Origin of the sequence: Acidovorax sp. sic0104 (assembly GCF_019219095.1) — a bacterium.
In the GTDB taxonomy this organism is placed as follows: Bacteria; Pseudomonadota; Gammaproteobacteria; order Burkholderiales; family Burkholderiaceae_C; genus Acidovorax.
Map to the genome: position 1 here is coordinate 245,203 of NZ_JAHUWH010000002.1, position 13,217 is coordinate 258,419.

General features: G+C 64.8%; 15 protein-coding genes and 2 tRNA genes. 3 read left to right on the plus strand and 14 right to left on the minus strand.

Annotation, left to right across the window (positions count from 1 at the left end):
- The first annotated feature begins 64 nt into the window (after positions 1 to 64).
- Both KW835_RS05270 and KW835_RS05275 read left to right on the plus strand, forming a co-directional pair.
- Positions 65 to 2,110 (plus strand): M3 family metallopeptidase, encoded by a 2,046-nt coding sequence (locus KW835_RS05270; RefSeq protein WP_218381248.1) that lies wholly within the window; start codon positions 65 to 67, stop codon positions 2,108 to 2,110.
- A 75-nt stretch (positions 2,111 to 2,185) separates the two neighbouring features.
- Positions 2,186 to 2,839, plus strand: coding sequence for a glutaredoxin family protein (locus tag KW835_RS05275; RefSeq protein WP_218381249.1), 654 nt, complete (start codon positions 2,186 to 2,188; stop codon positions 2,837 to 2,839).
- Here the strand turns inward: KW835_RS05275 and rpiA are convergent, their stop codons facing one another.
- A complete protein-coding gene (gene rpiA / locus KW835_RS05280) occupies positions 2,840 to 3,532 on the minus strand; it encodes a ribose-5-phosphate isomerase RpiA (protein WP_218381250.1) in 693 nt (230 codons plus the stop codon). It lies immediately after the preceding gene.
- A gap of 47 nt (positions 3,533 to 3,579) precedes the next feature.
- Here rpiA and KW835_RS05285 point away from each other — a divergent pair, with 47 nt between their 5' ends.
- On the plus strand, positions 3,580 to 4,635 hold the full coding sequence (locus KW835_RS05285; protein WP_218381251.1) for a quinone-dependent dihydroorotate dehydrogenase: 1,056 nt from the start codon (positions 3,580 to 3,582) through the stop codon (positions 4,633 to 4,635).
- Between the two features lie 162 nt (positions 4,636 to 4,797).
- Here KW835_RS05285 and KW835_RS05290 read toward each other — a convergent pair whose 3' ends face one another.
- The 13 genes from KW835_RS05290 to iscU all read right to left on the minus strand — a co-directional run bounded on the left by KW835_RS05290 (position 4,798) and on the right by iscU (position 13,200).
- Positions 4,798 to 5,136: a hypothetical protein gene (locus KW835_RS05290; RefSeq protein ID WP_218381252.1), complete on the minus strand. Its 339-nt coding sequence runs from the start codon at positions 5,134 to 5,136 to the stop codon at positions 4,798 to 4,800.
- Positions 5,136 to 5,531, minus strand: coding sequence for a phage holin family protein (locus tag KW835_RS05295; RefSeq protein WP_218381253.1), 396 nt, complete (start codon positions 5,529 to 5,531; stop codon positions 5,136 to 5,138). Before KW835_RS05295 ends, KW835_RS05290 begins: the two co-directional genes overlap by 1 nt.
- A gap of 42 nt (positions 5,532 to 5,573) precedes the next feature.
- Positions 5,574 to 5,879, minus strand: a complete 306-nt coding sequence (locus tag KW835_RS05300) for a DUF883 family protein (protein ID WP_218381254.1) — start codon at positions 5,877 to 5,879, stop codon at positions 5,574 to 5,576.
- Between the two features lie 138 nt (positions 5,880 to 6,017).
- Positions 6,018 to 7,115: an NAD(P)/FAD-dependent oxidoreductase gene (locus tag KW835_RS05305; RefSeq protein WP_218381255.1), complete on the minus strand. Its 1,098-nt coding sequence runs from the start codon at positions 7,113 to 7,115 to the stop codon at positions 6,018 to 6,020.
- Positions 7,116 to 7,190: 75 nt separating this feature from the next.
- Positions 7,191 to 8,228, minus strand: a complete 1,038-nt coding sequence (locus tag KW835_RS05310) for a histone deacetylase family protein (protein WP_218381256.1) — start codon at positions 8,226 to 8,228, stop codon at positions 7,191 to 7,193.
- Between the two features lie 249 nt (positions 8,229 to 8,477).
- A tRNA-Val gene (locus KW835_RS05315) sits at positions 8,478 to 8,552 on the minus strand.
- A 56-nt stretch (positions 8,553 to 8,608) separates the two neighbouring features.
- Positions 8,609 to 8,683, minus strand: a tRNA-Val gene (locus tag KW835_RS05320).
- A gap of 37 nt (positions 8,684 to 8,720) precedes the next feature.
- Complete coding sequence (dnaQ, locus tag KW835_RS05325) at positions 8,721 to 9,434, minus strand: DNA polymerase III subunit epsilon (protein ID WP_218381257.1); 714 nt, start codon at positions 9,432 to 9,434, stop codon at positions 8,721 to 8,723.
- Between the two features lie 85 nt (positions 9,435 to 9,519).
- Entirely contained in the window at positions 9,520 to 9,858 is a 339-nt protein-coding gene (gene fdx, locus KW835_RS05330) for an ISC system 2Fe-2S type ferredoxin (RefSeq protein WP_218381258.1), read from the minus strand.
- Positions 9,859 to 9,900: 42 nt separating this feature from the next.
- Entirely contained in the window at positions 9,901 to 11,772 is a 1,872-nt protein-coding gene (gene hscA / locus KW835_RS05335) for a Fe-S protein assembly chaperone HscA (RefSeq protein WP_218381259.1), read from the minus strand.
- Between the two features lie 78 nt (positions 11,773 to 11,850).
- Positions 11,851 to 12,369: a Fe-S protein assembly co-chaperone HscB gene (gene hscB, locus KW835_RS05340; protein ID WP_218381260.1), complete on the minus strand. Its 519-nt coding sequence runs from the start codon at positions 12,367 to 12,369 to the stop codon at positions 11,851 to 11,853.
- Between the two features lie 100 nt (positions 12,370 to 12,469).
- Positions 12,470 to 12,793, minus strand: coding sequence for an iron-sulfur cluster assembly protein IscA (iscA, locus tag KW835_RS05345; protein ID WP_218381261.1), 324 nt, complete (start codon positions 12,791 to 12,793; stop codon positions 12,470 to 12,472).
- A gap of 5 nt (positions 12,794 to 12,798) precedes the next feature.
- A complete protein-coding gene (iscU, locus tag KW835_RS05350; protein ID WP_218381262.1) occupies positions 12,799 to 13,200 on the minus strand; it encodes a Fe-S cluster assembly scaffold IscU in 402 nt (133 codons plus the stop codon).
- Between the last annotated feature and the right edge of the window lie 17 nt (positions 13,201 to 13,217).

Sequence of the window (13,217 nt, forward strand, 5' to 3'; positions counted from 1 at the left end):
GTCTGCGACTGCGCTGGCTGCCTTGCAACTTGAACCAACGCCTCCCGGCGCCATCTACCTTCGCATGAGCAACGCCCTTCTCGACTTCTCTGGCCTTCCCCCCTTCGACAGCGTCCGCCCCGAGGACGTCGCGCCCGCCATGGACGTGTTGCTGGAACGGGCCAGCGTGGCGCTGGAAACCGTCACCGCACCCGACTTCCCCGCCCGCTGGGATGCCATCGCCAAGGTGCTGGATGTGGCGACCGAGCAGTTGGGAATGGCCTGGGGCGCTGTCAGCCACCTCAACAGCGTGGCCGACACGCCGGAGCTGCGCGCTGCATACAACGCCGCCCTGCCCCGGGTGACCGAATTCTGGACCCGCCTGGGCGCTGACGAACGCCTGTACGCCAAGTACAAGGCCATCGACCCGGCCACCCTCACGGCCGAGCAGCGCCAGGCTCACCGCAACGCCGTGCGCAACTTTGTTCTTTCAGGCGCAGAGCTGACCGGCCCCGCCAAGGAGCGCTTCGCTCAAATCCAGGAGCGCCAGGCCGAACTCTCCCAGAAGTTCAGCGAAAACGCGCTCGACGCAACCGACGCGTACGCCTACTACGCCACCGCCGACGAACTGGACGGCATCCCGGCCGACGTGCAGCAGGCTGCGCTGGCAGCCGCCCAGGCCGACGGCAAGGACGGCTACAAGCTCACGTTGAAGATGCCGTGCTACCTGCCGGTGATGCAGTTCGCCACGCGCAGCGACCTGCGCGAAAAGCTGTACCGCGCCTATGTGACACGCGCTTCCGATCAGGCCGAAGGCGATGCCCGCAAGTTCGACAACACCGCGCTGATTGGCGAAATCCTGGCCCTGCGCAGCGAAGAAGCCCGGCTGCTGGGCTACGCCAACTTTGGCGAAGTGTCCGTGGTGCCCAAGATGGCGCAGTCGCCCGCGCAGGTGATTGGTTTCCTGCGCGACCTGGCCCGCCGCGCTCGCCCCTATGCTGAAAAGGACATTGCAGACCTGCGCACATTTGCCGCAGAAAAGCTGTCGCTGACCGACCCCCAGGCCTGGGACTGGCCCTACATCTCCGAAAAACTCAAGGAGGCCCGCTATGCCTTCAGCGAGCAGGAGGTCAAGGAGTATTTCACGGCACCCAAGGTGCTGGCAGGCCTCTTCAAGATCATCGAAACCCTGTTCGAGGTCTCCATCCGCCGCGACAGCGCCCCGGTCTGGAACCCGGCCGTGGAGTTCTATCGCATCGAGCGTGGCAACACGCTGGTCGGCCAGTTCTACCTGGACCAGCCGGCCCGCACCGGCAAGCGCGGCGGAGCCTGGATGGACGACGTGCGCGCTCGCTGGCTGCGCCCCGACACCGGCCTGCTGCAAACCCCCGTGGCGCACCTGGTCTGCAACTTCGCCAGCGGCGTGGACGGCAAGCCGCCGCTGCTGACGCACGACGACGTGATCACGCTGTTCCACGAATTCGGCCACGGGCTGCACCACATGCTGACCCAGGTGAACGAGCGTGATGTATCGGGCATCGGCGGTGTGGAATGGGATGCGGTCGAGCTGCCCAGCCAGTTCATGGAAAATTTCTGCTGGGAGTGGGATGTGCTCAAGCACATGACGGCCCACGTGGACACCGGGGCTCCGCTGCCCCGGGCACTGTTCGACAAGATGATCGCGGCCAAGAACTTCCAGAGCGGCATGCAGACACTGCGCCAGATCGAGTTCTCGCTCTTCGACATGCTGCTGCACACCGAGCACGACCCGGCCAAGGACTTCATGCCCCTGTTGGCCCAGGTGCGAGACGAAGTCTCGGTGCTGAACCCACCCGCCTTCAGCCGCACCGCCCACACGTTCAGCCACATCTTTGCAGGTGGCTACGCTGCAGGCTACTACAGCTACAAGTGGGCTGAAGTGCTGAGCGCGGACGCCTACGCCGCTTTTGAAGAAACTGCCGGCAGCGATGGCCTGCCCAGCACCGAAACCGGCCGCCGCTACCGGGAGGCCATCCTGGAGGCCGGCGGCAGCCGCCCTGCCATGGACTCGTTCAAGGCATTCAGGGGTCGCGAGCCCAATCTGGATGCCTTGCTGCGCCACCAGGGCATGGCAGAAGCACCCGCCGCGTAAAGGAAGGCCCCAGGCGCCCAGCACCGCGATGCCGCGTGACGGGCCGCTGACACCCACGAGTGAGGAGAATTGAACATGCACAAGCCACTGACCGCCCCCCTGCTGGCGTCCCTGCTGATGACTCTGGCCTGCGGCAGCGCCCACGCGCAGGGCGTCTACCGCATCGTCGGGCCGGACGGCAAGGTGACGTTTTCCGACCGCCCACCGGCCGATGGCAACGCGCAACCCGCGCGCGCAGCAGGCGCAGCGGCCACCTCGGCAACCGACAACCTTCCCTTTGCATTGCGCCAGGTGTCAGGGCGCTTTCCGGTCACGCTGTACACCAGCAACGACTGCACCCCTTGCACATCCGCACGGAACTTCCTGACCTCTCGCGGCATTCCGTTCACCGAACGCACGATCTCGAGCAATGAAGACCTCGCCGCGCTCCAGAAGCTGAGCAACAGCACCAGCCTGCCGTTTGGCACGGTTGGAAGCCAGCACCTCGTCGGGTTCTCGGAGGCCGAATGGTCGCAGTACCTTGACGCTGCAGGCTACCCTCAGCAGTCGCAACTGCCGCGCAACTACCGCCAGCCGGCGCCGACGCCGCTGGTTGCGGTCAAGGCCGCAGAGCCAGCTGCGGCACCTGCGTCCACCCCTGCCACGGCGCCAGCCAACGCCCGGGTACGGCCAGCCGTGCCAGCCAACGACGGCTCGGCGCCGAGCAATCCTGCGGGCATTCGGTTCTGATCAATACGCCAGGGTTTTGACGCCGTGGGCAGTGCCCAGCAGACACACGGATGCTTTCTGGTGCGCAAACACACCCACCGTCACCACGCCGGGCCACTGGTTGATCTCTGACTCGAACGCCAGAGGGTCTGTGATGGACAGGCCCGTGACATCCAGGATGTGCTGACCGTTGTCGGTGACAAGCGGCTGACCATCCTTCTGGCGCAGGCTGGCTGAGCCGCCCATTGCGGCAAACCGGCGGGTGACGTGCTGTGCCGCCATGGGGATGACCTCAACTGGAAGCGGAAACCCTCCCAGGGCAGGTACCAGCTTGGACTCATCGGCAATGCAGACGAACCGGCTCGCCAGCGCCGCAACGATCTTCTCGCGCGTCAGCGCCGCGCCGCCGCCCTTGACCATGTAGCCGCTGCCATCGATCTCGTCGGCACCGTCGATGTAGACGGCGAGGGACTCGACCTCGTTCGCATCGAAGACGGGAATGCCCAGCGCCTTCAGGCGCTCGGTGCTGGCCACCGAGCTCGACACGGCACCCTTGATATCCCCTTTGATCGTCGCAAGCGCATCGATGAACTTGTTGACTGTGGAGCCCGTGCCGACCCCCACAATCTCGCCGCGCACAACATACTGCAGCGCGGCTTGGCCAACCAGGGTCTTGAGTTCGTCTTGGGTCTGAGGGGTGGGAGTGGTCGTCATGAGGGAAAATCGGAGCTTGTTGCGCAATTATCCCCCGTGATTCCCCCATGTCCTTGATCCCCTACGCCCTCACCCGCCCTTTCCTGTTCGGCCTGGATGCCGAAGCCGCGCATGAACTCACGATGGACATGCTGTCCCGCGGGCAGCGCACGCCGCTGCAATGGGCCTGGTGCAACGAGACGGTGGACGACCCGGTGCAGCTCGCGGGGCTGACATTCCCCAACCGCGTAGGCATGGCCGCAGGCCTGGACAAGAACGCCCGCTGCATCGATGCCCTGGGCGCGATGGGCTTTGGCTTCGTCGAGGTGGGCACGGTCACGCCCAAGGCGCAGCCGGGCAACCCCAAACCGCGCATGTTCCGCCTTCCGGAGGCCCGAGCCCTCATCAACCGCCTGGGCTTCAACAACGAAGGGCTGGATGCATTCCTGCACAACGTGCAGCAGGCGCGATTTCGTACACAGGCGCGCCGCCACCCCTTGCTGCTCGGCTTGAACATCGGCAAGAACGCCACCACTCCCATAGAGAACGCGACCAGCGACTACCTGGCCTGCCTGGAAGGCGTGTATCCCCACGCAGACTACGTCACGGTCAACATCAGTTCGCCCAACACCCAGAACCTGCGCGCGCTGCAAAGCGACGCCGCGCTGGACGCCTTGCTCTCCGCGATCGCCGAGCGCCGCGAAGTACTCGCCACCCGGCACGCCAAGCGCGTGCCCGTGTTCGTGAAGATCGCGCCCGACCTGGACGAAGCCCAGGTCGCGGTCATCGCAGCAACCCTGAAGCGCCACGGCATGGATGGCGTCATCGCCACCAACACCACCATCGGCCGCAGCGCAGTGCAGGGACTACGGCACGCCGATGAGACCGGCGGCCTGAGCGGCGCCCCCGTGCTGGAGGCCAGCAACCAGGTGATCCGCCAACTGCGTGCGGTACTGGGGAGCCAGTTTCCGATCATTGGCGTTGGCGGCGTCATGAGTGCCGAAGACGCGGTAAGCAAGATCCGCGCGGGCGCCGACGTCGTGCAGATCTACACCGGCCTCATCTACGAAGGCCCTGCCCTGGTCGTCAAGGCCGCCAGGGCCATCAAGTCCATGCCCAGGTAGTCCACAACTGAACTTCGCAGTCTCAACCCCGACAACTGGCAGGTTGTGGGGGACACGCAGATGGAGTGCACAAAAAAGCCGCTGTACCACAGCGGCTTTTTTTCGGGGAACGCAGTCCCTTCCATGGTCTGTGCTGCACACCCTGCCGTTTGGCAGTGCCAGTCAGCGGCGCAGGCGCATCAGCATGGGCAGCAACACGCCTGCCCAGCGGACCAGCCTGCGGGGGCCGGCGAGCAGACCGACACCCGCCATGGCCACCACGGCCAGGGGGTGCTCCCGCGCGAAACCGGCCGCGCGCAAGACAAGGGACTCGTCGATGCCTCCGACCGGGCCTGGCTGCCGCGTCAGGGCCAGCGACTGGGCACGGGCGGCACGGCGCGCACGAAGGCGGCTGCGCTGAGAGGCAATGCTGTCCAGCACCTTTTGCTGCGCGGGACTCGGCTCCATGATGTCAGGGGCGGTGTGGGTCGCCGCCGGTGCGGAGGTGGAAGCAGAGGGCATTACAAACGCTCCTTGATGTCGCGCCAGTCCTGCGCCAGTTCACGGCGGGTCAGGGCGAAACCATTGCGCGCACGCTGGGCCACGGACACGAGAGACAGCAAGGCGGCAGCCCAGCCGGCAAGCCAGACACCCGCCACTGACCACGCCACCAGCGTGCGCTGGGGCGTGTCCCAGAAATGAACCAGCACGGCCAGCGACAGCATGATCAGGGCCACCACGGTCAAGCCCGCAACGAGTATCGTCAGCACCAGCATGTTCTGCAGGCGCTGCTTTTGATCCTGCCATTCCAGCCGCGCAAGATCCATGCGGTCTTCGGCAGCGATGGCGGCCTCGATGACGTTGGCACGCCAACGGGCCACCAGGCCTTCCAAACCCAGAATGGACAGCCAGTTCATGCGCAAACTCCGAACAGTGGCGTCATGCCAGACGTTCCGGGATCAACGGCGTGCAAGCAGGAAACCTACCAGCGCACCCACTGCCAGCGCTGCACCCGCCACGCGCCATGGCTCGTCGTGAGCGTAGCGGTCTGCGGCCAGCGCCGCATCCTTGGCCTGGCGGGCTGCGTCCTGCGCAGCACGGATGGCAGACTCGCGCGCATTGTGTATGCCGTCATCCAACTTCTGACGCAACAGCCTGATCTCAGGCACGGCATCCAGGTCCTTGCTGGCCAGCAGCCCGCGCAGGTCGGACACCAGTTTTTCCAGTTCGCCCTGGGTCGTGGTGGTGGTGTCGGAAGCAGTCATACAAGCCTTTCTTAAGAGCAACAAAAAACTGGCGAGCCTCGTGAATGGAGGCACCGCATTCATCTTAGCCACCTGCGTCAAACCCCTTCGTAGGACGGGGACCCAAGAGGTTACGGATTGCAAGGAGCTTGCGCCACATCAGGCCAACGCGGCCACATGCTCGCCAATGGCGAGAGCACTTGTCAAGCCGGGCGATTCGATGCCGAAGAGATTGACCAGGCCGGGCACGCCATGCACCACAGCGCCCTGGATCACGAAATCGGCAGCGGGTGCGTGCGCATCGTGGATCTTGGGGCGGATACCCGCATAGCCGGGCGACAGCGCTCCGTCTCGCAGAGCGGGCCAGTACTTGCGGACCTCGGCGTAGAAGGCCTGAGCACGTGCCGGATCCACGAGCAGGTCATCCGCAGAATCGACCCACTGCACATCCGGTCCGAACTTGGCCTGTCCGCCGAGGTCGAGCGTGAGGTGCACACCCAGGCCCGCAGCCTCGGGGACCGGGTAGATCAGATGGGTGAACGGCGCCTTGCCCGCCAGCGTGAAGTAGCTGCCCTTGGCATAGTGGGCCGTGGGCACATGCGCAGGGTCCAGGCCCGCAAAGCGTGCAGCCAGCCCGGGGGCATGGAGACCGGCGGCGTTGACCACCGTGCGCGCCTCGATCTGCGTGCCGTCAGATGCTATCAACACGATAGCATTCGGCGTAAGGTGGGCGGACGAAAGGGGCGAATTCAACGCCACGATCCCGCCCGCATGCTCCAGATCGCCCTGCAATGCCAGCATCAACGCATGGCTATCGACGATGCCCGTACTGGGCGAATACAGGGCCGCCACGCACTCCAGCGCAGGCTCCAGCGCCTGTGCCTGCGCACGCGTGAGCCACTGCAGATCGCGCACACCGTTGGCCTGTGCGCGTGCACGCAGGGACTCCAGGCCCGGCAGTTGGGCCTCTGAAGTGGCGACCAGCAGCTTGCCGCAGCGGCGATGGGGTACGGCGCGCTGCGCGCAGTAGGCATAGAGCATGTCGCGGCCTTGCACACAAAGGCGGGCCTTCAATGAGCCTGTGGGGTAGTACAGGCCGGCATGAATCACTTCGCTGTTGCGGGAGCTGATCCCCGTTCCGATGGCATCTGCCGCCTCCAGCACCATCACCTCGCGCCCCATCAGTGCCAGCGAGCGCGCCACCGCCAGCCCCACAACACCAGCCCCCACCACCACGCAATCCACCTTGTCGGTCATCCATGTCCTCCTGGTTCCGTTCCGTCGTCAGCGGCGGGCGGTTGCGACTGCAACTTCCCCGCCGCACATGTCCCATCAAGCCTGCTCGAAGCCATCAAGCACATTGACGGCGTTGGTCCCCAGTTCGGCAGCGGCATAGCCGCCCTCCAACACCAGCACGGTGGGCAGACCAAGGCGAGCCAGGCGTTCACCCAGGCGCGTGAAATCATCGGAGGCCAGCGCAAAGCGGGAGATCGGATCGCCTTCGAAGGCGTCCAGTCCCAGAGATATCACGAGCGCCTCGGTGCCGTCGGCCGCTATCCGCTGGCAGGCGGCCTCCAGCGCACCGAACCACCCGGCTGCACTGGTGCCCGCTGGCAACGGAAGGTTGAGATTGAAGCCCGCCCCCTGCCCCGCTCCCGTTTCGTCGGCATGCCCGAGATAGAAGGGATACTCAGTGCGTGGGTCGCCATGGATGCTGATGAAGAGCACGTCAGAGCGCTCATAAAAAATGCTTTGGGTGCCGTTGCCATGGTGGTAGTCCACATCCAGCAGCGCAACGCGCGATGCTCCCTGGGTGCGCAGCACCTGCGCAGCCACGGCCGCATTGTTCAGGAAGCAGTAGCCCCCCATGAAGTCTGGTCCTGCATGGTGGCCTGGGGGCCGCGTGCAGCAAAAGGCTGCGCGAGCGCCCTGGGCCACATGGGCTGCAGCGCTGGCAGCAGCATCGGCACCCGCCTTGGCAGCTGCCCACGTGCCGGCCGCCATCGGCGTGCCGTTGTCCATGGAGTACAGCCCGAGGCGGGCGACGAAGTTCTCCGGCTCCACATCGCTGCGCAGGGTACGCACGGGCCACACCGAGGGAAACGGCTGCACCGCTGCATTGGCCGGGTCGAGGCCCACCCATTGCTGCCATGCGGACTTCAGGAAGGCGAGGTAACGCGGTGCGTGGATTTGGGACAGCACCGCAGCGCTGTCCACGGCGGGGGGGACCAGCGGATGCCCTCGACGCCGCAGCGCTTCTTCCACGTAGTCCACGCGCGACGGCTTCTCAAAGCAGGGCACGCGCTCGCCGCGGTAGAACTCATGGATGGGCGCGTGGCCCTGGTGCAGAGGGTTGTGAAAGGTGAGCATGGCGGAGGTGTTGCGTCGTCGATCCGATCTCGCGCTGCACGAGCAGCACGAACACCTGACACTTTAGCGGCACCTGGAGCACCGAGATGAACATGCGACCGCGCCATGGACGCCGCACAGGAAGCGAAGTTCATGCAATGGCGCGCGTGTCTGCACCGGGCATCGTCCTTCGTGCACGCAAGTGGGGCACGTCCATGCTGCCGCGCCAATGAAAAACCCCTGAAGGCCGCAGCCTGCAGGGGTTTGAATTGGTGGGTGATACATGGATCGAACATGTGACCCCTGCCGTGTGAAGGCAGTGCTCTACCGCTGAGCTAATCACCCGTCGCAAGCACCCCAGCCATATGGCCAAAGTGCGACGCGAAAGTCTGTGCAAGCGCTGGTGGGTGATACATGGATCGAACATGTGACCCCTGCCGTGTGAAGGCAGTGCTCTACCGCTGAGCTAATCACCCTTGTCGCTGCGACAGCCTTCTATTATGGCACAGGTTTTCAGGCTGCCTGGGCAACTCGCCAAATTGTTTTGCCGCCACTGGCCTTGTCGATCTGCGCGAGCACCTCTTCGTGGGCCACGTTTTCCGGCTCGCTGGCGCTGAGCACGGGCAGCACGAAAGTGCGCAGGTCCACAGCCGCCACGGCAAGCCCGTCGGCGCCTTCTTGCGCGTCGTCGGATATGAGCAGCGCATCCTGGCCCCGAGTGAGGTTGATGTACACATCGGCCAGCAGTTCGGCGTCCAGCAGCGCGCCGTGCAGGGTGCGGCTGGAGTTGTCCACTCCCAGGCGGTCGCACAGCGCGTCCAGTGAATTGCGCTTGCCAGGGTACATCTCCTTGGCCATCGCCAGCGTGTCGGTGACGCTTTCCACGTAGGTGCGAAACGCGGGCCGGCCGATCAGCTCCAGCTCCTTGTTCAGGAAACCCACGTCGAACGCGGCGTTGTGGATGATGATTTCAGCGCCCTGCAGGTACTGCAGGATCTCATCGGCCACTTCCGCAAACTTGGGCTTGTCCTTCAGGAACTCGTTGCTGATGCCGTGCACCTTGAGCGCATCTTCATGGCTGTCGCGCCCCGGGTTGAAGTACAGGTGCAGATTGTTGCCGGTGAGCTTGCGGTTGAGCAACTCCACGCAACCCAGTTCGATGATGCGGTCGCCGCTGTCGGCCGACAGGCCCGTGGTTTCGGTGTCGAGAACGATCTGGCGCGTCATACGTGCCTCCATGCTCGGCACTTCGTGTCCTCGCTGCCCAGGAAGGCGGCGCGAGCTCGCTTGGAGCGGCCTGTCGAAGCACTCATCAGTGGTTCTCCTTGGCGTGGTTGATGGTGTATTTGGGAATCTCCACCACCAGGTCCTGCTGCGCAAGGATGGTCTGGCACGACAGGCGCGACTGCGGCTCCAGGCCCCAGGCGCGGTCGAGCAGATCTTCCTCTTCCTCTTCGGCGTCGTTGAGAGAATTCAGCCCCTGGCGCACGATGACGTGACAGGTGGTGCAGGCACAGCTCATGTCGCAGGCATGCTCGATGTTGATGTGGTTCTCGAGCAGCGCTTCGCAGATCGACGTGCCCGCAGGCGCAGTGATCTCGGTGCCGGCGGGACAGTATTCAGGGTGCGGAAGTATCTTGATGACGGGCATGGGGTCGGTGTCTTCTTGTCGTTGTGCTGTTTTGTCGAAAGCTCAGAGCGTCTGAACGTTCTTGCCCGCCAGCGCCTGCTGGATGCCAAGGTTCATGCGCTGGGCTGCAAAGGCCTCGGTACCCTTGGCCAGTGCTTCGGTGGCGGCCTCGATAGCGGGGGCATCGCCCACGTCGCGCTGCTCGCGCAGCGCAGCCATCAGCGCACGAATGCGCGCAAGCTCCGCCGGCAGCAGCACGTCGGCGTCGGCATCCAAGGCACTTTGCGTTGCGATGAGCATGCGGTCGGCATCCACGCGGGCTTCGACCACGGCGCGCGCCTTCATATCCTGCGCGGCGGTGGCAAAACCTTCCTGCAGCATGCGCGCGATGTCGTCGTCAGACAGGCCGTACGACGGCTTCACGTCGATGCGCGCCTCCACGCCACTACCTTGCTCCTTCGCGCTCACGCTCAGAAGGCCATCAGCATCGACCGTGAAGGTCACGCGGATGCGGGCGGCGCCTGCCGCCATGGGCGGAATGCCGCGCAACTCGAAGCGCGCCAGGCTGCGGCAATCCTGCACCAGGTCGCGCTCGCCCTGCACCACATGGATCGCCAAGGCCGTCTGGCCGTCCTTGTACGTGGTGAAGTCCTGGGCCTTGGCGGTGGGGATGGTTTCGTTGCGGGCCACGATGCGCTCGACCAGTCCACCCATGGTCTCGATGCCAAGCGACAGCGGCGTCACATCAAGCAGCAGCAGGTCGCCCGCCGTGTTGTTGCCCGCGAGCTGGTTGGCCTGGACCGACGCCCCCAGAGCCACAACTTCATCGGGGTTGAGATTGTTCAGAGGCTCCTTGCCGAAGAACTCCGCCACGGCTTGCTGTACCTGGGGCATGCGCGTGGATCCACCCACCATCACCACACCCTGCACCTCGTCACGCGCCAGGTGCGCATCCCGAAGGGCACGGCGTACAGCAGCCATGGAGCGGGCAGTCAGGTGAGCAGTGGCCGCCTCGAAGTCCGATTTTTTGACATCAAAATGCACGATTTCACCCGACAGATCGGCGCTGAATGCTACCAAATCAGTAGCAGTCAACGCCTCCTTGCAAGCTCGGGCGGCCATGCGCACCGCCGTCTTGTCGGCAGGGGTGCTCACCTGTCGATTCAGTTGCAGCAGCACCCAGTCCGCCAGCGCCGCATCGTAGTCATCCCCCCCCAGGGCCGAGTCCCCGCCCGTGGCGATGACTTCGAACACGCCTTGCGTGAGGCGCAGGATGGAGATGTCGAACGTACCACCGCCCAGGTCATAGACCGCATAGACACCCTCGCTGGCATTGTCCAGCCCGTAGGCGATGGCAGCGGCGGTGGGTTCGTTGATGAGACGCAGCAGGTGGATGCCCGCGAGCTTGGCGGCATCCTTGGTCGCCTGCCGCTGGGCGTCGTCGAAGTAGGCGGGCACGGTGATCACGGCACCGTACAGGTCGTCGTTGAAAGTGTCTTCCGCCCGGTAGCGCAAGGTGGCGAGGATCTCCGCACTGACCTCCACCGGCGACTTGACGCCATCGGCCGTGGCCAGGCTCACCATGCCGCCAGACTGCGGCTCGCTGCCCGACACGAACTCATACGGCAGCTTGCCGGCGTCCACCACGTCCTGCAATCCGCGGCCCATGAAGCGTTTGACCGACGCGATCGTGTTGCGGGCGTCCTGAGCCTGCGCTGCCACGGCGTCGTGGCCGATCTGGCGCCCGCCGTTGCCCAGGTAGCGCACCACCGAAGGCAGCAGCACCCTGCCCTGCGCGTCGGGCAGGCATTCGGCAACGCCATTGCGCACGGCGGCGACCAGCGAATGCGTGGTGCCCAAATCAATGCCGACGGCAATGCGCCGCTGGTGCGGGTCGGGGGACTGGCCGGGCTCGGAAATCTGCAAAAGCGCCATGGAATTCGGTATCTCTAACGAAGAAAGCAGGCCAGGATCACCGCCTGCTCCCTGGAGGGGAAACACAAGGAACAGCGGCTATTGTCCCAGTTGCTCTCGCCGACGCTCGATGTCGTCGGCAAATCGCGCAATGAACATGAGGGCTCTGACCTGCCGCGCGGCACCCGCATAGTCGTGCTGGCGGTCGATCAGCGCTTCGCATTCGGCAAGGGCCGCCTGGCGCGCCTGAGCGACGGCATTGTCCAGCGCATCCAGCTCGGAGTCGGACTGCGCCTCTTCCAGCGCTTCGCGCCACTCCATCTGCTGCATCAGGAACGCGGCGGGCATCGCCGTGTTGTCCTCGGCGCGGATGGGCGCGCCGTGAAGCTCGCTCAGGTACGCGGCCCGGCGCATCGGGTCCTTCAGGCGCTGGTAGGCTTCATTGATTCGCACCGACCATTGCATGGCCACTCGCTGCGCCGCTGCGCCCTGGGCGGCGAACTTGTCCGGGTGGGCTTCGCGCTGCAGCTCCTTCCAGCGCGTATCGATGGCGCTGCGGTCCTGCGCAAAATTGCGTGCCAAGCCAAAGAGTTCGAAGTCGTCGGATTGCAGGTTCATGCGCGGTCGGTCGTCAGGAATCGAGTGGGCAGGTCAACAAAAAACCGCCAGCACGCAGGGTGCGCGGTGGCGGTTGGGCAGGCACCGGGCCAGAGCAGCCTCAGACGCGGAAGCTCTCTCCGCATCCGCAGCGGTCGCGTTCGTTGGGGTTATTGAACCTGAAGCCCTCGTTGAGGCCTTCCCGCACGAAGTCGAGTTCGGTGCCGTCGATATAGGCCAGGCTCTTGGGGTCGATGAGGACCTTGACGCCGTGGTTCTCGAAAACGATGTCTTCGGGCTCGGTGTCGTCCACATACTCCAGCTTGTAGGCCAGGCCGGAGCACCCTGTCGTCTTGACGCCCAGGCGCACACCCAACCCCTTGCCCCGGCGGGCAAGGTAGCGGTTCACATGCCGGGCAGCGGCTTCTGTCAGGGTAATGGCCATGGTGCTCAGGCTGCGGTGGCTGCAGCCGCGTGTTTGGTCTTGTAGTCCAGCACGGCCGCCTTGATGGCGTCTTCGGCGAGGATGGAGCAGTGCACCTTCACGGGCGGCAGGGCCAGTTCTTCAGCGATTTCGCTGTTCTTGAGAGCGGCGGCTTCGTCCAGCGTCTTGCCCTTGACCCACTCGGTCACGAGCGACGACGAGGCAATCGCAGAGCCGCAGCCGTAGGTCTTGAAACGCGCGTCTTCGATCACGCCGGTGGCAGGGTTCACCTTGATCTGCAGCTTCATCACGTCACCGCAGGCAGGCGCGCCCACCATTCCGGTGCCCACCGAATCATCACCCTTGTCGAACGAACCCACGTTGCGGGGGTTCTCGTAATGGTCAACCACTTTGTCTGAGTAAGCCATGATGTGTACCTCTTGAA

Excerpts from the sequence above, each read along its gene's own strand:
- KW835_RS05270 (WP_218381248.1), top strand. The coding sequence starts at position 65 with ATGAGCAACGCCCTTCTCGACTTCTCTGGCCTTCCCCCCTTCGACAGC.
- KW835_RS05275 (WP_218381249.1), top strand. The coding sequence starts at position 2,186 with ATGCACAAGCCACTGACCGCCCCCCTGCTGGCGTCCCTGCTGATGACT.
- rpiA (WP_218381250.1), bottom strand. The coding sequence starts at position 3,532 with ATGACGACCACTCCCACCCCTCAGACCCAAGACGAACTCAAGACCCTG.
- KW835_RS05285 (WP_218381251.1), top strand. The coding sequence starts at position 3,580 with ATGTCCTTGATCCCCTACGCCCTCACCCGCCCTTTCCTGTTCGGCCTG.
- KW835_RS05290 (WP_218381252.1), bottom strand. The coding sequence starts at position 5,136 with ATGCCCTCTGCTTCCACCTCCGCACCGGCGGCGACCCACACCGCCCCT.
- KW835_RS05295 (WP_218381253.1), bottom strand. The coding sequence starts at position 5,531 with ATGAACTGGCTGTCCATTCTGGGTTTGGAAGGCCTGGTGGCCCGTTGG.
- KW835_RS05300 (WP_218381254.1), bottom strand. The coding sequence starts at position 5,879 with ATGACTGCTTCCGACACCACCACCACGACCCAGGGCGAACTGGAAAAA.
- KW835_RS05305 (WP_218381255.1), bottom strand. The coding sequence starts at position 7,115 with ATGACCGACAAGGTGGATTGCGTGGTGGTGGGGGCTGGTGTTGTGGGG.
- KW835_RS05310 (WP_218381256.1), bottom strand. The coding sequence starts at position 8,228 with ATGCTCACCTTTCACAACCCTCTGCACCAGGGCCACGCGCCCATCCAT.
- dnaQ (WP_218381257.1), bottom strand. The coding sequence starts at position 9,434 with ATGACGCGCCAGATCGTTCTCGACACCGAAACCACGGGCCTGTCGGCC.
- fdx (WP_218381258.1), bottom strand. The coding sequence starts at position 9,858 with ATGCCCGTCATCAAGATACTTCCGCACCCTGAATACTGTCCCGCCGGC.
- hscA (WP_218381259.1), bottom strand. The coding sequence starts at position 11,772 with ATGGCGCTTTTGCAGATTTCCGAGCCCGGCCAGTCCCCCGACCCGCAC.
- hscB (WP_218381260.1), bottom strand. The coding sequence starts at position 12,369 with ATGAACCTGCAATCCGACGACTTCGAACTCTTTGGCTTGGCACGCAAT.
- iscA (WP_218381261.1), bottom strand. The coding sequence starts at position 12,793 with ATGGCCATTACCCTGACAGAAGCCGCTGCCCGGCATGTGAACCGCTAC.
- iscU (WP_218381262.1), bottom strand. The coding sequence starts at position 13,200 with ATGGCTTACTCAGACAAAGTGGTTGACCATTACGAGAACCCCCGCAAC.